This is a genomic window from Nostoc sp. UIC 10607, from assembly GCF_047228265.1.
Lineage (GTDB): Bacteria > Cyanobacteriota > Cyanobacteriia > Cyanobacteriales > Nostocaceae > Nostoc > Nostoc foliaceum_A.
Genome location: NZ_JBIQNW010000048.1, coordinates 14,951 through 37,316 on the forward strand (window position 1 = coordinate 14,951; position 22,366 = coordinate 37,316).

20 protein-coding genes are annotated in these 22,366 nt (G+C 42.1%); 8 read left to right on the top strand and 12 right to left on the bottom strand.

Annotated features, from left to right (window positions below; genetic code table 11):
• Positions 1-313: 313 nt before the first annotated feature.
• Complete coding sequence (locus tag ACEYW6_RS27205) at positions 314-535, bottom strand: hypothetical protein (protein WP_412982209.1); 222 nt, start codon at positions 533-535, stop codon at positions 314-316.
• Between the two features lie 120 nt (positions 536-655).
• Between ACEYW6_RS27205 and cbiE the strand changes: the two genes are divergently transcribed.
• Complete coding sequence (gene cbiE / locus ACEYW6_RS27210) at positions 656-1,876, top strand: precorrin-6y C5,15-methyltransferase (decarboxylating) subunit CbiE (RefSeq protein WP_412982210.1); 1,221 nt, start codon at positions 656-658, stop codon at positions 1,874-1,876.
• Between the two features lie 62 nt (positions 1,877-1,938).
• Here the strand turns inward: cbiE and ACEYW6_RS27215 are convergent, their stop codons facing one another.
• A complete protein-coding gene (locus tag ACEYW6_RS27215; RefSeq protein ID WP_412982211.1) occupies positions 1,939-2,670 on the bottom strand; it encodes an ABC transporter ATP-binding protein in 732 nt (243 codons plus the stop codon).
• Between the two features lie 177 nt (positions 2,671-2,847).
• Between ACEYW6_RS27215 and ACEYW6_RS27220 the strand changes: the two genes are divergently transcribed.
• Complete coding sequence (locus tag ACEYW6_RS27220) at positions 2,848-3,699, top strand: Rpn family recombination-promoting nuclease/putative transposase (RefSeq protein WP_412982212.1); 852 nt, start codon at positions 2,848-2,850, stop codon at positions 3,697-3,699.
• Positions 3,700-3,701: 2 nt separating this feature from the next.
• Here ACEYW6_RS27220 and ACEYW6_RS27225 read toward each other — a convergent pair whose 3' ends face one another.
• From ACEYW6_RS27225 to ACEYW6_RS27255, 7 genes are all read right to left on the bottom strand, one after another.
• The gene (locus ACEYW6_RS27225) at positions 3,702-4,493 is read right to left on the bottom strand and encodes an ABC transporter ATP-binding protein (RefSeq protein WP_412982213.1); all 792 of its coding nucleotides are present in this window, start codon (positions 4,491-4,493) and stop codon (positions 3,702-3,704) included.
• 24 nt (positions 4,494-4,517) lie between these two features.
• Positions 4,518-5,441 carry a branched-chain amino acid ABC transporter permease gene (locus ACEYW6_RS27230; RefSeq protein WP_412982214.1) on the bottom strand — a complete coding sequence of 308 codons (924 nt, stop codon included), beginning with the start codon at positions 5,439-5,441 and terminating at the stop codon, positions 4,518-4,520.
• A gap of 49 nt (positions 5,442-5,490) precedes the next feature.
• Entirely contained in the window at positions 5,491-6,093 is a 603-nt protein-coding gene (locus ACEYW6_RS27235; protein WP_196510594.1) for a Uma2 family endonuclease, read from the bottom strand.
• Between the two features lie 14 nt (positions 6,094-6,107).
• A complete protein-coding gene (locus tag ACEYW6_RS27240; RefSeq protein ID WP_412982215.1) occupies positions 6,108-7,058 on the bottom strand; it encodes a branched-chain amino acid ABC transporter permease in 951 nt (316 codons plus the stop codon).
• A gap of 7 nt (positions 7,059-7,065) precedes the next feature.
• The gene (locus ACEYW6_RS27245; protein ID WP_412982216.1) at positions 7,066-8,328 is read right to left on the bottom strand and encodes an ABC transporter substrate-binding protein; all 1,263 of its coding nucleotides are present in this window, start codon (positions 8,326-8,328) and stop codon (positions 7,066-7,068) included.
• Between the two features lie 260 nt (positions 8,329-8,588).
• Positions 8,589-8,915, bottom strand: coding sequence for a DUF6464 family protein (locus ACEYW6_RS27250; protein WP_412982217.1), 327 nt, complete (start codon positions 8,913-8,915; stop codon positions 8,589-8,591).
• A gap of 200 nt (positions 8,916-9,115) precedes the next feature.
• The gene (locus tag ACEYW6_RS27255; protein ID WP_412982218.1) at positions 9,116-9,601 is read right to left on the bottom strand and encodes a hypothetical protein; all 486 of its coding nucleotides are present in this window, start codon (positions 9,599-9,601) and stop codon (positions 9,116-9,118) included.
• 559 nt (positions 9,602-10,160) lie between these two features.
• On the opposite strand from ACEYW6_RS27255, the gene ACEYW6_RS27260 reads away from it, so the two are divergent.
• Entirely contained in the window at positions 10,161-11,507 is a 1,347-nt protein-coding gene (locus ACEYW6_RS27260; protein WP_412982219.1) for an erythromycin esterase family protein, read from the top strand.
• Between the two features lie 110 nt (positions 11,508-11,617).
• Here ACEYW6_RS27260 and ACEYW6_RS27265 read toward each other — a convergent pair whose 3' ends face one another.
• Positions 11,618-11,806 (bottom strand): hypothetical protein, encoded by a 189-nt coding sequence (locus ACEYW6_RS27265; RefSeq protein ID WP_412982220.1) that lies wholly within the window; start codon positions 11,804-11,806, stop codon positions 11,618-11,620.
• A 14-nt stretch (positions 11,807-11,820) separates the two neighbouring features.
• Between ACEYW6_RS27265 and ACEYW6_RS27270 the strand changes: the two genes are divergently transcribed.
• Together ACEYW6_RS27270 and ACEYW6_RS27275 are read left to right on the top strand one after the other, a co-directional pair.
• Entirely contained in the window at positions 11,821-12,282 is a 462-nt protein-coding gene (locus ACEYW6_RS27270) for a GNAT family N-acetyltransferase (protein ID WP_412982221.1), read from the top strand.
• A gap of 473 nt (positions 12,283-12,755) precedes the next feature.
• The gene (locus tag ACEYW6_RS27275; protein ID WP_412982222.1) at positions 12,756-14,645 is read left to right on the top strand and encodes a transketolase; all 1,890 of its coding nucleotides are present in this window, start codon (positions 12,756-12,758) and stop codon (positions 14,643-14,645) included.
• A gap of 24 nt (positions 14,646-14,669) precedes the next feature.
• Here the strand turns inward: ACEYW6_RS27275 and ACEYW6_RS27280 are convergent, their stop codons facing one another.
• Entirely contained in the window at positions 14,670-15,698 is a 1,029-nt protein-coding gene (locus tag ACEYW6_RS27280) for a 1-acyl-sn-glycerol-3-phosphate acyltransferase (protein ID WP_412982223.1), read from the bottom strand.
• A gap of 774 nt (positions 15,699-16,472) precedes the next feature.
• Between ACEYW6_RS27280 and ACEYW6_RS27285 the strand changes: the two genes are divergently transcribed.
• The 3 genes from ACEYW6_RS27285 to hpxZ are packed head-to-tail and all read left to right on the top strand — an operon-like array spanning position 16,473 to position 20,842.
• Positions 16,473-16,727, top strand: a complete 255-nt coding sequence (locus ACEYW6_RS27285) for a helix-turn-helix domain-containing protein (RefSeq protein WP_412982224.1) — start codon at positions 16,473-16,475, stop codon at positions 16,725-16,727.
• 1 nt (position 16,728) lies between these two features.
• Complete coding sequence (locus tag ACEYW6_RS27290; RefSeq protein ID WP_412982225.1) at positions 16,729-20,448, top strand: PAS domain S-box protein; 3,720 nt, start codon at positions 16,729-16,731, stop codon at positions 20,446-20,448.
• 7 nt (positions 20,449-20,455) lie between these two features.
• Positions 20,456-20,842 carry an oxalurate catabolism protein HpxZ gene (gene hpxZ / locus ACEYW6_RS27295; protein ID WP_190896537.1) on the top strand — a complete coding sequence of 129 codons (387 nt, stop codon included), beginning with the start codon at positions 20,456-20,458 and terminating at the stop codon, positions 20,840-20,842.
• A gap of 49 nt (positions 20,843-20,891) precedes the next feature.
• Here hpxZ and hisC read toward each other — a convergent pair whose 3' ends face one another.
• Complete coding sequence (gene hisC / locus ACEYW6_RS27300) at positions 20,892-21,962, bottom strand: histidinol-phosphate transaminase (RefSeq protein WP_412982226.1); 1,071 nt, start codon at positions 21,960-21,962, stop codon at positions 20,892-20,894.
• Positions 21,963-22,366: the final 404 nt, after the last annotated feature.

A 22,366-nucleotide genomic window follows, 5' to 3' on the forward strand; every position in this document is an offset into this window, starting at 1 on the left:
GACAAAGTATTAGTATTCACTGCTAACTGATAACTACATTGGCTAAAGAGTGAAAGATGAAGCAGCAATATTCTTATCTAATCAGCGCCTCATAGTCATCATGTGATCCAATCCAGATCCAGTAATAATCCTCGCCGTTCTTAAGTGCTAGTGCGCGATATCCACCACTAATCCTGACTGACCACAAATTAGTTCCTACTTTTTTGAAATGCAAAGACGGATGAAATTGATTATTAATCCAAAGACGAGACGATACGCCTTTCTAGCTTGCTCTTTAACTTCAGTTGGAAGTGTAGCATAAGAGCGCCAAAAATCAGGGGTTGTTAAGGATTTCATCTAAGGGTTTCACCCGATTAGCTTCAATATCTGCTTTTGCACGCTGGATTAACTGATCCAATCGACCCGATTTTGCATCTGTTTCAATTTGCTTGTCCCAAGCATCGTTAAGATATTCTTGGAGCCAGTTTGATAAATCCCGCATTTCACCTTCAGACAGTTGCATAATAGCGGCTTCTATTTCTGGGAGTGAGTTCATCCTGTTATCCTCAATCCGGCACTATAAAATATAACCAAAATTGACGGAATAATTCAGAATTAGAATTAGCGTCAAATCTTAGTTATGAAGTAATAATTATTAATTTAATCATTAATTAGCATGGCAGAGAAATGGCTTTCTATCGTCGGCATTGGGGAAGATGGATTACAGGGGTTAAGCGCGATCGCTCTTTCCCTAATCACTCAAGCTAAAGTAATTGTGGGAGGCGATCGCCATTTAGCAATGCTCCCTACAGATGATCAACGTGAAAAACTAGTCTGGACATCCCCTATAAGCACTTCTGTAGAAGAAATCATCCAGCGTCGCGGTCAGTCAATTTGTGTACTCGCAAGCGGTGATCCCATGTGTTATGGCATTGGTGTCACCTTGATGCGGCGAATTCCCGTCTCTGAAATGACAATTATCCCCGCACCTTCAGCCTTCAGCCTCGCCTGTGCCAGGATGGGATGGTCTTTAACTGAGGTGGAAACCTTGAGTTTGAATGGTCGTCCATCCTCCCTACTCCAGTCTTACATCTATCCAAAAGCGCGACTATTGATTTTGAGTGAAGGGAAGGACACACCCGCCATTGTTGCCGAAATTTTGACAAATCGCGGCTATGGTAGCAGCAAAATCACCGTATTGGAGCGTATGGGCGGCACTCATGAAAGAATTGTGGAAGGTACGGCTGCATCTTGGAGTGAAACTGAAATTGCTGCTTTGAATGCGATCGCAGTTTATTGTATTGCTGATGCTGGGGTTGTCCCATTACCAAGATTACCAGGATTACCAGATAACGCCTACCACCATGATGGACAGTTAACTAAACGTGAGGTTAGGGCAATTACCCTAGCAGCTTTGGCACCCACGCCGGGAGCGTTGTTATGGGATGTTGGTGCGGGTTGTGGTTCAATTTCTATTGAATGGATGCGAAGCCATGCTCGGTGTCGAGCGATCGCGATCGAACAAAACTCATCTAGACTGCTTTACATTGCCGATAATGCCGCCACTCTCGGTACTCCAAATCTGCAAATCATTGAAGGTAAAGCGCCCTATGCCCTGAAAGACTTACCTGCACCAGATGCCATCTTTATTGGTGGTGGGGTGACAGCAACAGGACTTTTTGATATTTGCTGGGAAGCATTGGGACCGGGTGGACGTTTGGTGGCAAATGTTGTGACGGTACAAGGCGAGCAAACTTTATTTCAATGGCATGAACGAGTCGGTGGCGATTTGACTCGTGTTGCAATCCAGCGGGCGGAACCTATTGGTAAATTTTTGGGCTGGCGAGCAATGGCACCAGTGACGCAATGGATAGTTGTGAAGTCTGAAACTAAATGATCGCATTTGTAATTGTGCTTGTAACTCTCAAGTTTTCAGAGGGATACATATCAATTAATTAATCACCCCAAATAAGCTTTTTTAACTCGTTCATCACTAATTAATTCTGATGCTGCGCCTGTTAAAGTTATAGAACCAGCTTCCAAAACATAACCGCGATCAGCAATTTGTAGTGCAAGATTAGCGTTTTGTTCAACTAACAAAATAGTTACGCCTGTATCACGAAGATTTTCAATAATTGAGAAGATTTCCCGGACGATCGCAGGTGCTAAACCTAAACTAGGCTCATCTAAAAGCAAGAGTTGTGGTTTACTCATGACAGCGCGAGCGATCGCTAACATTTGCTGTTCACCACCGCTGAGGGTTCCTGCTAGTTGATTGCGTCTTTGTGACAAACGGGGAAATAACTCAAATTGGCGCTGAATATCTGCTTTTACCTCGGCTTGATTGGAGCGAATATAAGCACCCAAAAGTAAATTATCAAATACTGTTTGCCGCGCTAATACTCTGCGTCCTTCAGGACAGTGGGCGAGACCAAGTTGTACAACTTCGTGAGTTTGGCGGCGGGTAATATTATGTCCATTATAGATAATTACACCACTCTTAGGATTAACTACTTTAGATATGGCGCGGAGTGTAGTAGTTTTACCAGCACCATTAGCACCAATTAGAGTAACTACCTCGCCTTTTTGAATAATTAAATTAATCTTTTTCAGAGCTTGGATGCCGCCATAATTTACATCAAGTTCTTGAACTTCTAAAATTGTATAGTTTGGTCTACTATCGGCTTTCATCGGCGGTTTACATCCAGAAATGTTGATTCAAAACCTAACATACATCAATCATACATTTCTTAAAACAGTGCGTAGGCTTACCCCATCGTAGAGATTGCTTCAACTTAAAAACCAACGCCAGAATAATGCAATCTTTGTGGTATACCATTAATTACTGATAAAGATATCAAGTGTCTTGTGGCAAAAGCAGCAGATATTGGTAGCAAGCGACTAATTAATTTAGCTCCCGATGCATGGGTACAGTGGGTAACACAGCGTCCTGAAGTGGTGGCGAAAGAAATTCTCGGTTCTGAGTTTCAGTGGATTAGCCGCGAAACAGATGTGTTGGTGAAGGCGTACAGTGCCACTCACGGAGATTTTCTAGTACTAAATGAACTACAACTGCGTTATACAACACATATGCCTCTACGGATGAGAGCCTATGCTGCCTTGGCACAAGAACGCTACCGATTGCCAACTTACCCAGTACTGATCAACATTTTACCGCCCCCATCCACCTTAACGATTGTCAGTAGTTACGAGCAGGAATTTTTTGGATTACGTGCCATCCAAGATTATCGCGTGATTAATTTGTGGGAAATCGATGCTGAGATAGTGTTTCAGCAACCACTACCATCGTTGTTACCCTTTGTGCCAATCCTGCGAGGAGGGGGAGAGGTATCAGTTGTGCAACGCGCATTGCAGGCGCTACGAGCAGATGCACAGTTAAACCAATTAGAATCATTGCTGGCATTTTTTGCTAGCTTTGTGTTAGACACGCCTTTAGTTCAACAAATCATGAGGTGGGATATGGCAGTATTGCGAGAATCGCCTTGGTATCAAGAAATTGAGCAAAGAGGTATTCAGCTAGGTCTTCAGCAGGGTGTACAACGGCAGTTAATCCGAGTATTGCGACGACGCTTTGGTGAAATTCCTCAAGAGGTAGAAGCAAGGCTTGAGGGCGAAAGTGTGGAACAATTAGAAAATTTAATGGATAGCGCGATCGCTGTGAGTTCTTTAGACGAATTTGTGCAAATTTTGTCTACATAAATTCAATCATTTCCCAAATAAGCTTCAATTACAGCCGGATCATTTCTGACAACTGCTGGTTCACCCAAAGCAATCAATTGACCAAAATCTAACACCGCAATGCGATCGCACAAACCCATAACTAAGGGTACATGGTGTTCAATGAGGATGATCGTCAAATTGAAGCGATCGCGCAGGCTACGGATAAATTCACTGAGTTGCTGCTTTTCGTTGGGGTTCATCCCCGCCGCAGGTTCGTCGAGAAGTAAGATTTGCGGTTTTAAGGCTAAAGCACGGGCAATTTCCAGCCGACGCTGATCACCATAGGCAAAGTTTTTGGCTTTTTCGTCAGCACGATCGCTCAAGCCAATCATATCCAATAAATCTAAAGCTTTCTGTTTAGTTTTAAGTTCTTCACTAGGCACTGGTGGTAAGCCCAAAACTCCTGCAATCATATTACTTTTAGTGTGCAAATGCCGAGCAATTATCACATTTTCTAACGCCGATAATTCCCCGAACAAGCGGATATTTTGGAAGGTACGGGCGATACCTAAAGCAGCAATTTGATGGGGACGCAGTTGAGAAACTTCTGCACCTTGATAAATTAATTTACCGCTAGAAGGGGGAATGAAAGCGGTAATTAAATTAAACAGTGTTGTTTTGCCAGCACCATTAGGGCCAATCAGTCCAAAAATCTCATGTTTATTTACACTAAAAGATACATTGTTTACCGCCACTAGACCACCAAAACGGCGAGTCAATGCTCTTGCTTCTAAGACAATACTGCTGTTAGCTTCTGAAATACTGTATGACATTTTTGCATATTATTTATGAATAGTTCACTTTTGGCTTTTACGTCTTTGAAAAATATCTGGAGTAATTAGCCCTTGGGGGAAAAAGATTGTACCTATTACTATTAGTAAGCCAAAAATAATTAATCTACCATCTCGCAAAAATTGTGCTAACCAATTAGGTAAACCACCAGTATCAGCGAGACTTCGTAGAATTTCTGGTAAGGCTGTAAATACCATACCTCCAATTACCGGCCCTAAAAAACTTCTCGAACCACCAATCAAGACAAAAGTTAAATATATAATACTGGCATCAAAAGTACCTTGGCGAGCATTCCAGGTATTAAGGAAGTGGGCGCTAATTGCACCTACAACTCCTGCAAGCATAGCCCCTAATGTAAACGCCAAAACTTTGTAATAAGTGGGATCAATTCCCATTGCACCCGCAGCTAATTCATCTTCGCGGATAGCAATAAACGCCCTTCCTACGCGGATACGTTCTAAACGATAAAGCAGCACCATACTAATTAATAGTAAGGGGAGAGCAATCCATAAATATTCAATTTGTGTTTGGAAAGGTTGAGGAATGCCAAAAATTCCAACAGCACCGCCTGTGATATCTAGATTGAGGGAGATGACGCGTAGAACTTCCACAAAAGCGATAGTAGCGATCGCCAAATAAATTCCTCGCAATCGCAACGCCGGAATTCCGACTATTACACCCAATAAACCAGAAATCATACCAGCAATTAACATCTCCAATAACAACAATGGAATGGGAAATAAACCACTGCTAGATGTCAAAACTTTTGTGGATAAAATTGCTGCAATATACCCACCTAAAGCATAAAATCCCGGACTAGCTAAAGACAATTGTCCTGTCATTAGCGGTAAGTAAAGCGATAACCCTAGTAGCGCCCCCAATACCATAGAGACAATTAAAGAACCGTAAGTAGCGAAAAAATCAGCCATTTTAAAACATTTTGATTAAGCTTAATCAACCTATCGCTTTTATCAACTATTAAGCTGTTAATATTTGCTCTGCTGTCAGCGCCAGTTCAGGAAAAGTTCGTGACACGATCCGTTCTGAACTTCTAAACTGTGTGCGTTGGTATTTTCCCTCAGTATCTAATATAAAAACAAACACAGCCGGAACTTTTGGATTTCCCAAATACTCTCTTAGCCCAATTGCCAAATAATCTATAATCCAATATTCTGTAATACCTAAGCGTTGATATTCATCTAATTTATCAATGTAGTCATCTTCCCAATTAGTTGATGTTACCTCTACAGCTAATTGGATAGGTTCTTCAAGTGCAGAATAAGCAGAACGATTCGAGCGCCATTTATCTTTATCTATGACACTTACATCAGGCTTGCGCCCTTGCTCTATGCCATTAGCAGTTATAGTTTTAAAGACTGCTGTGTTTTTTACTACGTAATTAAGATTTAGACGTTTAATTTCATCTTTGAAAGAGTCAGCCGTAAAGTCAGCGACATCATCATGATTTCTCGTAGCACGCACTTCTACAATTTCTCCATCTACAAGTTCATATAAACCTTCCTCTGGACACTGTTCTAAAAATTGCTCAAAAGTTAATTGTTGTTTGGTGTATGTTTTCATGGCACTACGTATCTTCAAACTTTCTGGATAAATCTTCGTCCTAGCAAACCTTGGGGTCTAACTAATAGCATCATAAACAAAATTCCAAAGGCTACTGCGTCTTTATAACCAGAGAATTCAGCAGGGACAAACGCCTCCACTAATCCAATTACTAAACCTCCCACCACCGCACCAGGAATACTACCTAAACCACCTAAGACAATTACCGCTAAACCCCGTAAACCAAAAGCAATGCCGAAATATGGCCCTGCAATACTAACACTAGAGGCGACTAAAGTTCCTGCTAATCCTGCTAATAAACTGCTGATGAAAAATGTTAGGATGATAAAGCGATCGCTATTAATTCCTAACAAACTAGCTGTAGTTGGATCTTCTGCGATCGCTTGCATTGCCTTACCATATTTAGTTCGATTGATAAAATAGGTAAGAATTGCCACAATCACAACTGATACACCAAAAATTACCACCTGGACACTGCGAATAGGAATTGGGTTTTCTGGACTACCAAAGTTAATCGCAAGTGGCAAATTACCGTAAGTATTTGCGGGGTATGTGTAACTTTCTGCACCTACTAAATATTGGATTAAATTCACAATTACCACTGCTACCCCCAAACTGGAAACAACAGTTAGCAAAGGATCAGATCCTTGACGGCGCAAAGGTTGAAAAGCAACCCTTTCCATGACTACCCCTACCAATCCCGCCAAGGTACTTCCTAATATCAAGGCTATAGCAAATGGTAATTGTATTGGTAGGGCTGCATTAGCTAACAAGCCGTTAAATCCAAAACTACCACCCATGAGTGCATAAGTGAAATATGCACCCAATGTAAAAATCGCGCCATGAGCTAAATTAATGATGCCCAAAATGGAATAAACCAAGGTATATCCTAAAGCAAAAATTGCATAGACGCTACCAATGGATAACCCATTTAATAATTGCTGCAAAAACAGATTGATATTCATTTAGCAACTATTTTATAAATGTAAATTGACCTTGGCTTCCATCTTTTGGCATCTTGATTTGGGCTACATAAAAATCTTTTTGAACAACTTCACCTATGGGAGTAAAACCAATTTCACCTAGTGGTGTATTGTATGTTCCGGCAAGTATTTGTTTGTTTAATTGCGTCCGCAATTCTGGTAGCTGCAATTTGTTAACTTTGCTCTTTTTATCTAAAGTTTGGAGTGCTTCGACATAAACTTGTACTGCTGCAAAAGCTTGGGCACTAAATTGGGGTGGCTCTTTTTTGTATTCGTCAGTATAAGCTTTACGAAATGCTGCGTTAATTTCACCTGGATGTTCTGGACTGTAGGCTTGAGCAATCAAAACTCCATCACAAAGTGCCTTACAAACTGACAATATATTCGAGGTATTTAAACCATTTCCACCGACAATTAAGCCTTTGTAACCTAGCTCCCGCAATTGTCGGACTAAATTCCCACCATCAGCAGCTAGACCAGAAATAATGATCAAATCTGGTTTGAGATTAATTGCATTGGTAGCTTGACTTTGAAAATCTGTATCGCTGGTTTGGAACTTTTGTACTGTTACCAATTCCAGCCCTTGATCCTTAACTGTTTGTTGAAAAATTTCCGTTTCTGACTTGCTAAATGCATCATTTTGAGCATAGAAAACTGCAACCTTTTTAACTTGGGGATTTTGCTTAAGTGCAGCTTTCACCGAATTAGGCGCGACAACGGAGACCGGTGCAGAAACACGAGCAATGTAATCACCAATTTCAGGAATGTTTTTAGCAGTATTTGATGGCCCAATAACTGGTACTTTTGCACGCTCGGCAATAGGGCCAGCACTAAAAGCTTGCTGTGACAAAGTTGGGCCCACAATTCCAATAACTTTATCTTTGTTAATTAGAGTTTGAAAAGCGTTAATTGTTCCTGCTTCATCACCGCTAGTATCTTGAAACACCAATTTAATTGGTGTGCCATTAACACCACCTTTACTATTAAAATACTTCTCGGCAAGTTTGGCTCCAGCAACTTGTTCTTGTCCCAGTAATGCTACATTACTAGTTTGGGCAACGGCAATACCGATGGGAATAGCACCCGACAATGTACCCGTTGTCGCTGCGGTGTCGGTTGCAGTGTTATTTGTGGTAGTATTTGGGCTATTATTTGGAGAACTAGTTACAGTGTTAGTTCCACCACCACAGCCTGTTAGTAGCAAAGCGCAAGTTGATAAGAATGCTGTTGTCCGAGCGATCGCGTTGTTCATCGTTAGATAATCATGTAGTTATTAGATATTCGGCAAAAGCTAATAGTAAAGGTCATGATCTGCAAACAAAATTACGCAGATTTCCACTTTTGCACGAATTATATTAAATCATTCTTATTTGAACATGCAAAGACAAATATTCAAAGTGTTTGTAAATACAAATTATTATAAATAGGAATGATTTTATCATTCCCCGGTTCTATTTGGGAATGTGCTATGAAGTTGCATTGCCAGTTCAGTTGAGTACTAAGTAAAGACTCTTAAGCCCTTTTTTCACTATCAGCTAATCCCTTAGGTTCGTAGTGACGACAACCATTACAAGGGCCTTCGGGATTGACGGCACAACGCATGTAGCCAGATCGGGCATTAAATTTGCAGCTGATGTCGCCAATTAGGTAACCCACCCCTTCTAAATAATAGCGATCGCTCTCAACAGGTCTAAGGTTTTGCCGTCCCTGCACCGCCGGAAAATTCCTAGCTGCTTGCCTCATCCGTAAGCGTGACCGCGCCTGGGTTTTGCGGATTACCCACAGAGAAATCAGGGACGGTAAAAAACCAACGGCAATCACTAAAAGTGTCTTTAACACCTTCTTTTACCTCTTCTGTGCGCTGATTGATTGTCCCTGATGTTGCACTCTGGTGCAAATATTAGGGCAGTTTTGCCTAATTGCCACCAACTATGGTTGCAATTAGCAATGGCAATTTTGAGGAAGAAGTTCCTTCTGCCACTTCAATCAGCATAACTTTTACAACCTTAGGGGTGATCTGCCGTTGAATGTTGATAATTTTAAGATTTGTTGACTAATACCTTTTTGAACAAGCGTTTTGTGTCAGCCTCAGCCCCACTCTTGTTTTTTCTGTGTCGCTGCGATGCTAATTTTTTTTTGGTTTGCTGACGAAGTTGCTGTGCTAGCAGTGCAGCTTCCCTTTCGGCTCGGAATAAATCAACTCTTCGCGTTGTCAGAATAAATGATTCGTCAGGCTTTCGTTTCACCCAAGGGACACTAACTGCGAAATACTGACAAATATTTTTGCATTTTAGAACTGGGTAACGTTTTTGAGTATTCAGTGTGTTAGCGATCGCTTTCAACTCTAATATCGCTGCTTCTAACTCTCCTGCCATCCGATTAACGCGTTCGACTTGTGCAATCAAACGCTCCTGTTCACTGATGATTTTTTTATCTTGGGGTTGCAGTGGCACTATCGCAGTAGTTACAGATGTAGGCTTTAACAGCAAAATGGGCTTTTTGTCCGTGTCTTGGATTTTTTTCATACTACCTCAAGCAAGACTAGCTGACTTTTAAGGCATTTTAGCAGCAAAATAGTATATTTGTACTATATAGGTTGTGTATATGTTGAATCTGAGGAAAATTCACAACTAAGCAAATATGTTGATGTTGATTATTGACCTTCACACGGTTATTGGTAAGGGCGCAAAGCTTTGACCTCTACTATGTATTGCTCCTCCCATAGAGATATGGATGGATCAGGCATCATGCACCATTAGCCAGATGGAAGAGGTATGTGAGATTTTTAAGCTGAATTTAGGGACTTACAAATAAAAAACAATTGTGCTTGTGGGGTGAGCGTATCGCCCGCCCATAACCAAGGGTGGACATCTTATCCACCTCACAAGATTGGATAATTTATTTCTTGGTAATCCCTTAGTAGGCTAAAAATTTATCCAATAGGTACAAAACCGGATCAACCTTCGCTCATGCGATGATCTGGAATTAAGAACCTGTCAACATAATTCGTAATTCAATTCTTTTAGCTTGCTTCTGCGTAGTGATACTACGAATTACTAATGATCTAGTCACTACTTTCGAACTATGGTAGACGCAACGATAACTAATCTAGTCGATGTGGTACGTGAGTCTGCATACCGACTGACAGGTGCAGCCGCAGACTACGACCCATTGATGAACTTGATTGGCAATGCCCGTATCGTCTTAATTGGCGAAGCCACCCACGGGACGCATGAGTTTTATGAGCAAAGGGCTGAGATTACCAAGCGACTAATTCAAGAGAAGGGTTTTACAGCCGTAGCAGTTGAAGCAGACTGGCCGGATGCCTATCGCGTGAATCGCTATGTGCAGGACGCAAGTGAAGATCCCACCCCTGCGGAAGCACTTTCCGGTTTTCAACGTTTTCCCACTTGGATGTGGCGCAACACAGATATGCTAAATTTTCTGAACTGGCTACGTGAATATAATGATGCTATCCCAGAAAATGCCGTCAAAGTTGGCTTTTATGGGCTAGACCTTTACAGCATGTATGCCTCCATAGAAGCAGTTCTCGAATATCTGGATCAAGTTGATCCCGAAACCGCCCAACGTGCCCGTTATCGTTACTCATGCTTTGAGCATTTGGGTGAAGATGCCCAGACTTATGGCTATGCTACCAGCTTTGGACTGACGAAATCCTGTGAAGAAGAGGTGGTTAATGTACTAGAGGAACTGCAACGTCGGGCTGCCGAGTACATTCAAAAAGACGGAGAGGGAGCAGCCGATGAATTATTCTATGCCCTGCAAAACGCTCGGTTGGTGAAGAATGCCGAGGCTTACTACCGCTCAATGTTTCAGGGTCGGGTATCTTCCTGGAATATTCGCGATCGCCACATGGCAGAAATGTTAGATCAGCTAGTTGCTCATTTTGAACAACAGGGTAAACCAAGCAAAGTGGTTGTCTGGGAACACAACTCCCATCTAGGAGATGCACGGGCAACTGATATGGAGGTAATGGGTGAAGTAAATGTGGGTCAATTAGTGCGCGATCGCTATGGTGATGATGCGGTGCTGATTGGCTTTACTACTTATACAGGTACAGTTACCGCTGCTTCTAATTGGGGAGGAACTGCCGAACTCAAGCTAGTTCGTCCTGCCTTACCAGGAAGCTATGAAGCCCTATTCCATCAGACTGGAGTACCCCAATTTTTGCTCTTGCTAAAGGATAATAATCCAGCAATTACAGGACTCAGAGAAGCACAATTGGAAAGAGCGATCGGCGTTATTTACCAACCAGAAACTGAGCGTATCAGTCACTACTTTTATGCTCGTCTCCCAGACCAATTTGATGCGGTGATCCACATAGATGATACAAAAGGCGTGCAACCTCTAGACCGCACTGCCTACTCGGATATGGAAGAAGCACCAGAGACTTTTCCCTTTGCTGTCTAGTCACGAGTCGGGAGTTTTGAATTATTGATCACAATATGGGTCTACAAGCCAGATAATAAGCCTTTTTTCCTTCTGAATTCTAAATTCTAGCTCCTGACTCCTGAATTCTGCTATCTAACGCGCAAAGGACTGTACTCGGAAGTTGAAGTAGTCCCACCAGCGCTGATAATATTTTTAATAGAGTTATAGCGGTTCTCGTTTACGTGAGGTACATCGGTAGGGACACGGCAATGCCGTGCCCCTACACCTCGTGATGTAATGTTGTACCGCATCTGAATGGGAACCGCCATATTTATCATTAATTACCTTCCTGATGAAATTACGAATATACGAAATAGCTGATACCGAAGAAATTATGAAATTGTTCTACGACACTATTCATGAGGTGAATATTCACGATTACACACAAGAACAAGTAGATGCTTGGGCACCAGCAAAGATGGATATTGACGTTTGGATTAAAAGTTTAGGAAGTAAGTTTACTTATGTAGCGGAGGAGCAGGGCAAAATTATTGGTTTTGGGGAATTAGAGGCTAATGGCCATATTGACCGTTTTTACTGTCATAAAGATTTTCAAAGAAAAGGGATAGGTAAGAGAATTTTAGAACAGCTTCAATCAAAAGCAAAGGCTTTAGGAATTGAAAAGTTATTTACAGAAGCCAGTATTACAGCTAAACCTTTTTTTGAAAGACAGAATTTTATTGTGATTAAACAGCAAGAGGTAGAACGAAGAGGGCAAAAACTGATAAATTTTATCATGGAAAAACCAATTTAATGATTACTAAATCAATTTGATTAAAAGCAGAAATTTGAGTGTAAAATTCAGACTTAAACTATCAAATATATGCAAGTTTTTTAACAAAACAGTAATTTTTGTCTCGTTGTACATATCTAAATTTGTAGTATTTTCCACAAATAAAATACTTAACTCAGTGTAATTATTCTTGTATACCCTAAGGAATAAACGTTAGTTATTCCATTAGAAAGAAGCGACTGTAGCTCCTACTATCTAAAGTAAACCCAGAGGCAGCAAAATAAATCTCTGAGCAAGTTTAGTTAAATTTGTATGTGCCTCTGGTTAGAAAAGACACTAGCTATAACAAAGTCAAATTTAAATAGAATAATCTTTCTTTTTATCTATAACGTATTGGCAATTTATTTTGGAAAAATAGCCAAGTCTAGCCAAACACGAGTTATTAGATAAAGAATTCGCCGCAATACCCTTGATTTTTATTGAGGAATATAATTATGACGACACAGGAGCAACTACAACAATGGCATGAACTAGCACAACAGTTACGTGTCGATAGTATTCGCGCTACAACTGTTGCCGGTTCAGGTCATCCTACTTCATCCATGTCACCCGCTGATTTGATGGCGGTTTTACTTTCCAAATATCTCGGCTACGACTTTGATAATCCACATAACCCTAATAGCGATCGCTTCCTTCTCTCTAAAGGACATGCTGCACCTCTGCTCTATGCCATGTATAAAGCAGCGGGGGTAATTACCGATGAAGAGTTATTGTCACTGCGGAAAATTGGCAGTCGTCTAGAAGGACATCCCACACCAGTTTTACCTTGGGTTGATGTGGCAACTGGCTCATTGGGACAAGGATTACCAATTGGTGTAGGGCTGGCTCTAGCAGGTAAATATCTAGATCAACTTCCATACCATGTCTGGGTGTTGCTGGGTGATAGCGAAACATCTGAGGGGTCTGTATGGGAGGCTTTTGATCATGCCTCACACTATAGTCTAGACAATCTGATCGCCATTATCGATGTCAATCGATTAGGCCAGCGAGGTCAGACTGAACTGGGCTGGAATATACAAGCCTATGCTGCGCGTGCTAGAGCTTTTGGCTGGCAAGCGATTGAAATTGATGGTCACGACTTGACAGAGATTGATCAAGCCTTTAGTGCTGCTTTGAGCATCAACGATCGCCCCACAGTAATTATTGCCCGCACAAAGAAAGGCAAAGGTGTGGCTTCTTTGGAAGATTTAGGTGGTTGGCATGGCAAAGCCCTCAAACCCGAAGATGAAAAACAAGCGATCGCGGAGTTAGGTGGTGAACGCCACATAATAATTCAAGTAAACAAACCCGAAGAACAAGGCCAACCAGCGACAACAGGTAATCCTCAACCACTGCAACTTCCCACCTATGATAAAGGTGCAAAGGTCGCAACCCGTCGAGCATATGGTGATGCTTTACTCGCATTGGGAGCCGCTCAACCTGATGTAGTTGTCCTTGATGCCGAGGTGAGTAATTCCACTTACGCCGAAGATTTCGCCGAAGCCTATCCTGAACGCTACTTTGAGATGTACATTGCTGAACAACAAATGATTGCAGCAGCAGTGGGGTTGCAGGTGCGAAAATATAAACCTTTTGCTTCCAGCTTCGCCGCCTTCTTGAGTAGAGGTTACGACTTTGTAAGGATGGCAGCTATCTCTCGCGCCAACATTAAATTAGTGGGTTCTCATGCTGGGGTATCCATTGGTCAGGATGGCCCTTCACAGATGGCACTGGAGGACTTAGCAGCCTTCCGGGCAGTGTGGAGTAGTACTATACTCTATCCCAGTGATGCCAATCAGACGGCTAAACTAGTGGCGCAGATGAGCGATCGCAGTGGTGTTGTTTACCTCCGCACCACCAGGGAAAGCACACCTGTAATTTATGGCTCTGATGAAGAATTTCCCATTGGTGGTAGCAAAGTAATCTGTAGTTCTGAGCGAGATCAAGCCACTGTAATTGCGGCTGGTATTACACTACATGAAGCACTTAAGGCTTGCGATCGTCTCAAAAACGAAGGGATCGCGGTGCGTGTCATAGATACTTACTCTATCAAACCCATTGATGTGCAGACAATTCATCAAGCTGCACAAGATACCAAAGGTAATTTAGTCGTTGTTGAAGACCACTGGATGGAAGGTGGGCTAGGTGCGGCTGTGCTTGATACCTTTGCTGGTACTAATATTATTCCTACTTACAATGGGCCTCAAGTGCGGCTAATTAAGTTGGCAGTGCTTGATATGCCAGGCTCAGGCACCCCAGAAGAATTGCTCCATGCTGCCAAAATTGACGCAGATGCCATTGTTGAAGCGGTGAAATCGCAAGTCAGACAGCCAGTAGGGGTATAAGACAATAGATTCGATGAGATAAGCTTAAATTTCTTTCAAGCAGTGATCAATTTTAATTTGCAGTTTTTCTCGTAATTGTTGTGCCTGCCGATAAGCCACTGTAAGCCCTTTATTTGAATTGGGCAATTCTTTTGGTTCTAAAGGCTGAATAAAGTAACGCAGGCGAGTTCTCATTGCCCAAATTCCCATTGAAGGAAACAAAATTAAGACAAGCATTAAAGGTGAGAAAGGCAAAAATGGTAATTTGACTAGTCGTTGCAATTTCTGGAAATTAACAGCCCAAGGATGTAAAGATTCACTGCCAATGCAAACTACTGGGAGAATGGAAATTTGATAGCGATCGCTCAACTTAATAAAACTCACATCAAACTTTTCTATTTGATAGCGTCTCCTCCAACCTTTTAGAGGGCCGCGGATGCCTTCGGGTGCATATAAGATAATTTCACCTTGGGCAATAGCTGCTTCAAAATCATCTAATTTGGCTCGCACACCACCCAAAACCTGTGACCATTTGGGTGGTAACCACCAAATTACCCAAGGATGCTCAAATAATGCTGGACTTGCTACGGGTTGTATTACCCATCCTCTAGTTTCACCTAATAAATAGCCCAAGGTCAAAAAATCCCAAGGAAAACACATGCCTGCATGATTCATTGCCACAATCAATGGCCCTGTTTGCGGCAAGTTTTCGACTTGTTGTAATTCTCCACGAAAATAGTATTTAACGAGCGGTCCGAGAACTTCTTGGCGAAAAGCTTGTTGATATTTGGGATCAAATTCACCAACTTCTGTACGGGGTGAACGAAAACCAAGACGCAACCAACGAATCAGTATCGCCAGATAAAATCCGCCTGGAATTAAAAATAATCCATATTCCAGCCAATTCCAACCGTCTAAATCTGTGTGATAGTGCTGCCAATGGCGGTTGAATAAAATTAGCCAGCCTGGAGGATACCAAAGACAAAACCAATCAAACCAGCTAAATATATAGCCTTCACCTGGTGCATTTTCCAGTTGAGTGTTGAGGAGGTTTTCAGAGTGTTGGTTAATCAAAATAGTGATATAGATTAGGCAAAAATTTTGATTTAAATTTTATCATAGCTTTACAGCTTGGCTATTGGCATCTCACCAAAGAAGTAAAATTAACTACATATATTGAGAAGCATTTTAGATAATTTTGCCAAAATTAGGGATGATTTGGAAAAACTTATCAGTACAAAGTATTACAAAAAACTAATGTATCCAGAGTATCTTTATAGCAATTCTCATTTAAATTAAGGAATACGAAAATATTGTGTCCCTACGAGTATCTGTGTTCATTGTGAAAATTACTTTGTTTAACGTAGACGCATAGTGACTTGCCACAGGCTACGCACAGGGCGCTTACTCCTACGGTCAAGCTACGCGCAGCATCTCGTAGAGGAGTATAGAAAAAGAAGATTTCAGAAATGATTTAAAATTGCTGTTTATAAATGTGACAATGTAACGCATCACCCATAGATTTTTGGCAGTGTGTGATGCTTAAAAATGCTCAAAACTCTTAAAATGATACTATTTTCGCATCAAATATGTGGCAAATCTTAATATTTATTTTATAGTTGCTTTTTACAGTTCTTCTGCCTCAACAAGTTTTGGTTGCACCATCTGAAAATAGTGACCAGTTATCAGAAGTATGCTGGAAAACTTAAATCAGTGAACAGTAATTAATGAAGCTAATAACTAATATCAGTTTTCCACCAAAAGATGAAATTGATAACAACTAATGACTGTTTAAATTCTTCCTCAAGCTGGAGACAAATGGCGAGACATGTGTCCTAACCTTCCTATATGGAAGTAGAAAAACCACTAAAAATTTCAGATTTAATCCGTGAACTTCGGCAGCAACTCGATCTATCTCAGGAAAAGTTTGCAGCCAAGTTGGGAGTTTCCCTGCGAACAGTCAATCGTTGGGAGAACGGATCTACAGTGCCTTCACAGATGGCACTAAAGCTAATTGAAGAAATGTTACAGAAGATCGGCGAACCAGGCAAAAGACTACTGAACGAGTATCTCCTAAAAGCGGAGCAACGGGAGGACTCTTAAGATGATCGTGAAAGTACCCGAAAAAATTTTGATGATGCGTTCTTGGTTACTAACGTATGGTGTGATGATTCTGGTAGTCATAGCGGCGCTGCTGGTGACGCAACTATTTCTGCCAGTCTTCGATCCGAACGTATTTACATTATTTTATGCTGCCGTGGCAATCAGTGCTTGGTATGGTGGCATGGGACTTGGAGTGTTAGCGATCGCTCTTTCTGTTACAACTTCTCTCTATTTTTTGATCGAGCCAGTCTACTCGTTCGATTTCCTCAGCCTGCATGTCTTAGTACAATTAACTACATTCTCACTAGTTTCCTTCTTAATTACCGCCCTCTCTTCAGAGTTGCGAACTGCTAGACGCAAGGCAGAGACAAGCCTAAAATTGTTGCAAAATAGCGAAATGCGGTTTAGCCGACTGGCAGAATCCAACATCATTGGAGTTATCGTCACTGACATGAAGAACGGCTCCATTATAGAAACCAATGATGCTTTTCTAAAAATGGTCGGCTATACGCGAGAAGATTTCTCCGCTAACCAGATGAACTGGCGCGAGATTACCCCGCCTGAGTATCTTCTTTTGAGTGAGCGTTCAGTGGAAGAACTTCAAACGGTCGGAGTCTGTAAACCCTTTGAGAAGGAATACATCCGCAAAGATGGTACAAGAGTTCCCGTTTTGCTTGGTTCTGTCCTGGTAGAAGACACTGAAGAAATGGTTATTGGCTTCGTTGTTGATTTGAGCGAACAGCAAGCTGCGCTACGCGAACGCCAGCAAGCCGAACAAAGTTTGCGGGAGAAGGAAGAACGCCTAAGATTAGCTAACGAGCGTTTTGAGTTAGCAGCATCTGCGGTTAATTGTCTGATTTATGACTGGAATATAGAACAGGATACAGTTGATAGAACCGAGGGTTTAACCAGAATATTGGGCTATTCCCTCGACATTGCTGAACCAACAGGTAATTGGTGGCGTGAGCTTGTTCATCCAGAAGATTTACAGCGTGTACAAGAGGAGGCGGCGATCGCTTTAGCAAATGGCGATCGCTATGCTGCCGAGTATCGCATTCGCAACCAGGATAATCAGTACATCTATATATTGGATCAGGGAATAGTCGCGCAACGGGATGCTGATGGAAAACCAATCCGTTTAGTTGGCAGCACTACAGATATCAGCGAACGCAAACAAGCAGAGAAGGCAATTCAAGCAAGTGAAGAACGCCTCAGGAGTTTTGTCAAAGCGAATATAGTTGGTATTCTCTTCGGTGATGTGAATGGTGGTATAACTGAAGCCAACGACGAATTTTTGCGAATTGTAGGCTATACCCAAGCAGATATCCAGGCAGGTAGACTACGCTGGACTGATATCACACCTCATGAGTACCAATATTTAGATGAACTGGCGATTGCCGAAGCAACAGCCAAGGGAACCTGTACTCCATATGAAAAGGAATGTATTCGCAAGGATGGTTCCAGTGTCCCGGTTGTAGTTGGCTACTCTCTGTTAGGAGAATCTCGGCAGAACTCAGTTACATTCATTCTTGATATTAGTGATCTCAAGCAAGCTCAAAAAGCTCTGAGTCAGAGTCAAGAGCAATTTCAAGCTTTTATGGACAATATTCCAGCCGCAGCATGGATTACAAATGCAGACGGACGTGTACTTTACCTCAGTCCAACTTATCTAAACATTTTTGATCTATACTCAGCCCAAATCGCTCAACCCTTCCTCGATAACATTAGAATGGTTGCCCAAACAAATCAGGTTGTGGAAACGATCGAGTCTGCCCCACGCAGAGATGGCACCCTCGGCGAATTTTTGGTATATAAGTTTCCCATTGCAGATGCATCTGGGCAACGCCTAGTAGGAGGGGTTGCAGTTGACATCACCGAACGCGAACGCGTCCTGCGTGAACGCCAGCTTGCAGAACAAGCTTTGCAAGAGCGAAGTGAAAGACTCAAACTGCTCTCTGAAACAACCAGTGATTTGCTTTCAACCGAGCGCCCCTTGGATCTAATGAACAGCTTGTTTAGCAAACTCTCGGCGCAGATGGATTTGCATTTTTACTTCCACTATCTAACTGAGACGCACGAAAATAAGCAGAAACTTCGATTAGTGGCTTGGAATGGCATTACTGATGAAGTATTTCAAGCAATTGAATACCTGGAATTTAATCAAAGGATGTGCGGACTAGTGGCGCAAGAACGCCGTCAAATCGTCGTCAATGATGTGCTGCACTCTACCCATCCAAATGCCCACATCCTCAATGCTTTGGAAATCACAGCTTATGCTGGTCAACCCTTAATTGCTCAGGGAAAGCTGCTTGGTGTCCTCTCCTTTGCCAGTCGCACCCGTACTCACTTCACTTCTGGAGAAATTGCCCTGCTGCAAGCAACTTCCGATCAGGTGGCGGTTGCTCTAGAACGCGCTCAGTTAATGGATTCGTTACAGCAGCAAAAAGAGCAATTAGTTCAAGCTAACCGGATCAAAGATGAATTTTTGGCGGTGCTTTCCCACGAACTTCGCACGCCACTAAACCCGATCCTGGGATGGTCGAAGTTACTGCAAACTAAAAAATATGATGAAGCAACCACCACTCGCGCTCTCGAAACCATTGAGCGTAATGCCAAGCTTCAGACCCAACTAATTGAAGATTTGCTGGATGTCTCTCGCATTTTACAAGGTAAACTCAGTCTGAATATTGCTCCTGTGAATCTGGAAACTGCGATCGCATCTGCAATAGAAACTGTAAGTCTAGCCGCCCAAGCCAAATCTATCAATTTGCGATTTACGATTTTAGATTTTAGATTAGAAAATCCTCACAGAAATTTAGAATCTATTGATTTTAACCAGCAACCTGACAATCTAAAATCCCAAATCCAAGTTGCGCTTCCAGCGTACCAAAGGTACGGCTCAAAATTTTTAGTAACTGGTGATTCAGGTCGCTTGCAGCAAGTTATCTGGAATTTACTTTCCAATGCTATTAAGTTTACGCCCCAAGGTGGACAGGTAGAAATCAGCTTACAGTCACTTGGTTCTCAGGCTCAACTGCGAGTTAGTGATACAGGTAAGGGAATTAGCCCAGATTTTTTACCCTATGTATTTGATTACTTCCGACAAGCTGATAGTGCAACTACCAGAAAATTTGGCGGACTGGGATTAGGATTAGCTATTGTTCGCCACATCATAGAGCTACATGGCGGCACAGTTAAGGCAGAAAGTTTGGGCGAAGAACAAGGAGCAACCTTTACAGTCATGCTACCGCTGATCGAGATTCATCTTAATAACCACCAGATTGATAAACAACTTGATGATTCACCTGATCTAAATGGGGTAAAAGTTCTGCTTGTAGATGATGAGCGTGATACGCGAGAGTTAATTGCTTTTATTCTGGAGCAGTCTGGCGCGGTAGTAATTCAGGCAGCATCGGCTATAGAAGCATTACAAGCTATGCCTAAGTTCCAGCCAAATTTGCTGTTAAGCGACATTGGAATGCCGGAATTAGACGGCTATATGCTGATGCGTCAAATCAGAGCTATGCCACCAGAAATGGGAGGAACAATTCCAGCGATCGCTCTTACAGCTTACGCTGCTGAGGCAGATTACCAACAGGCAATTGCTGCCGGATTTGGGCAGCATATCACTAAGCCAGTGGAGCCTGCCAAGTTACTTCGAGCGATCGCTAACCTGATTTATACTAGCAATCTGCAAACTAGTACAACACGCTGTAAATAGAGCAATCATGACTAACGTAAATGACTCTGCCGTTGTAGCTGAAGTAACTGATTTGTACCTCAAATATGAAGAAGCTCTTTGTAATAATAATTTGGAAGTGATGGATACCTTGTTTTGGGATGCGCCCGACGTAGTGCGGTTCGGGATCTCAGAAAACCTCTATGGCGGCGATGAAATTCGTAACTTTCGCCAGAATCGTCCAAACCCAAAAATAGAGCGAGAAATCTCTAATCTCAAGATTGTAACCTTTGGGAAAGATTCAGCAACAGTGACTTTAGAGTTTCGTCGCAATATTAATGGTGTAGAACGTTACGGGCGACAAAGCCAGACTTGGTACAGATTTACTGAAGGATGGAAAGTGGTTTCAGCGCATGTTTCATTATTGCCAGTGTGAATTTAAAGGTTTTAGATTCTCCCCTGCTCCCTGCCCCCCTGCCTCTTGTTCAATCTCCCTTGTTCCCAGTATTTAACAAATAAATTAGTGCCTCTACTAAAGCCTGATTTTGTTCATCAGTACCAACAGTAATGCGTAATTTATCATCTAATCCAGGCTGTTTGAAGTAGCGAATTAAAATTCCCCGTTCCTTCAACTTTTGATAGAGATATTCTGCGTTTCCTTCTCTTGGCTGTGCCAGCAAAAAGTTAGCTTGAGAATCCCAAACATGAAAACCTAATTGTTTCAAGTCTGTTGCTAACTTAGTCCGTGAAGCCTTAATCTTTGCTACACAAGCATTTTTATAAGCTTGGTCGGTGATGGCAGCCGTGCCAATTGCACAAGCGATCGCATCAATGTTATAGCTATCCTTCACCTTAAACAATCCCTGCAACAGTTTGGGATTTGCGACTCCAAACCCCAGCCGCAATCCTGCCAATGAGTACCCTTTGGAAAGTGTGCGAATTACGATGACGTTTTCGTATTCCTTGACCAAAGCCAATGTATTCTCTTCGGTAAAATCTACATATGCTTCATCAATCACTAAAACTCCAGATAACTGGCTGGCTAATTTTCGCAGTTCATCTGTTGCCACCACATGCCCTGATGGACTATTTGGCGACGCAATGAATGTCACACATCCATTGGCAGCAACCAGTTCTTCCAAAGGTAAACTGTAGTCTTGGCTGTAGGTAATCTCAGTAATTTCCGCGTCTTGTATTTCTGTTAAGGTGCGATATAGCACGTAAGTTGGCATTGGATAAACTACCTTTTTGCCAGGTTCTGCACAGGCTCGAATTACTACGTTCAACAATTCGTCACTGCCATTTCCTACAATGATCCAATCGCTAGGAACTCCTAAAATTTTACTTGCAGCTTGACGGAACTCCTCCCCGAAAGGTTCTGGATACCGCCGCAACCGCTCCCCATCAATATTTTGTAGCGCGGCAAGCGCCGTAGGCGAAGGAGGATAGGGGTTCTCGTTGCTGTTAAGTTTGATAATCTGTGTACCGCGTTGGGGCTGCTCACCGGGAATGTAGCTAGCCATTGCATTAACATTGGAGCGAAAGTAGTTGGTCATAGAGCATGGAAAAAGATGACTGATGACTCAATACGGTTCGGATAAAGTTTTTTGATGAAAGTTATAGATCACAAAGACGCGATAAATCGCCGTCTTTACAATAATCAGTCCTTTGTAGAGACGGCGATTTATCGCGTCTCTTCCCTTAACCGAACCTATTGACTGATGACTGATGACTGATGACTGTTAACCGTCAACCCTCATCAGTCTTTTGTATTATCCCATCCTCTTTTAGAGGTGGGGATGAGCTTAAAAGTCTGTTGGTTCACAACACAAGTCTTTTGGTTCACAACACAAGTCTATTCGTTCACAACACAAGTCTTTTGGTTCACAACACAAGTCTATTCGTTCACAACACAAGTCTTTTGGTTCACAACACAAGTCTATTCGTTCACAACACAAGT

Coding starts and splice junctions, on each gene's coding strand:
- ACEYW6_RS27205 (WP_412982209.1), bottom strand. CDS start 535: ATGAACTCACTCCCAGAAATAGAAGCCGCTATTATGCAACTGTCTGAA.
- cbiE (WP_412982210.1), top strand. CDS start 656: ATGGCAGAGAAATGGCTTTCTATCGTCGGCATTGGGGAAGATGGATTA.
- ACEYW6_RS27215 (WP_412982211.1), bottom strand. CDS start 2,670: ATGAAAGCCGATAGTAGACCAAACTATACAATTTTAGAAGTTCAAGAA.
- ACEYW6_RS27225 (WP_412982213.1), bottom strand. CDS start 4,493: ATGTCATACAGTATTTCAGAAGCTAACAGCAGTATTGTCTTAGAAGCA.
- ACEYW6_RS27230 (WP_412982214.1), bottom strand. CDS start 5,441: ATGGCTGATTTTTTCGCTACTTACGGTTCTTTAATTGTCTCTATGGTA.
- ACEYW6_RS27235 (WP_196510594.1), bottom strand. CDS start 6,093: ATGAAAACATACACCAAACAACAATTAACTTTTGAGCAATTTTTAGAA.
- ACEYW6_RS27240 (WP_412982215.1), bottom strand. CDS start 7,058: ATGAATATCAATCTGTTTTTGCAGCAATTATTAAATGGGTTATCCATT.
- ACEYW6_RS27245 (WP_412982216.1), bottom strand. CDS start 8,328: ATGAACAACGCGATCGCTCGGACAACAGCATTCTTATCAACTTGCGCT.
- ACEYW6_RS27255 (WP_412982218.1), bottom strand. CDS start 9,601: ATGAAAAAAATCCAAGACACGGACAAAAAGCCCATTTTGCTGTTAAAG.
- ACEYW6_RS27260 (WP_412982219.1), top strand. CDS start 10,161: ATGGTAGACGCAACGATAACTAATCTAGTCGATGTGGTACGTGAGTCT.
- ACEYW6_RS27265 (WP_412982220.1), bottom strand. CDS start 11,806: ATGATAAATATGGCGGTTCCCATTCAGATGCGGTACAACATTACATCA.
- ACEYW6_RS27270 (WP_412982221.1), top strand. CDS start 11,821: ATGAAATTACGAATATACGAAATAGCTGATACCGAAGAAATTATGAAA.
- ACEYW6_RS27275 (WP_412982222.1), top strand. CDS start 12,756: ATGACGACACAGGAGCAACTACAACAATGGCATGAACTAGCACAACAG.
- ACEYW6_RS27285 (WP_412982224.1), top strand. CDS start 16,473: ATGGAAGTAGAAAAACCACTAAAAATTTCAGATTTAATCCGTGAACTT.
- ACEYW6_RS27290 (WP_412982225.1), top strand. CDS start 16,729: ATGATCGTGAAAGTACCCGAAAAAATTTTGATGATGCGTTCTTGGTTA.
- hpxZ (WP_190896537.1), top strand. CDS start 20,456: ATGACTAACGTAAATGACTCTGCCGTTGTAGCTGAAGTAACTGATTTG.
- hisC (WP_412982226.1), bottom strand. CDS start 21,962: ATGACCAACTACTTTCGCTCCAATGTTAATGCAATGGCTAGCTACATT.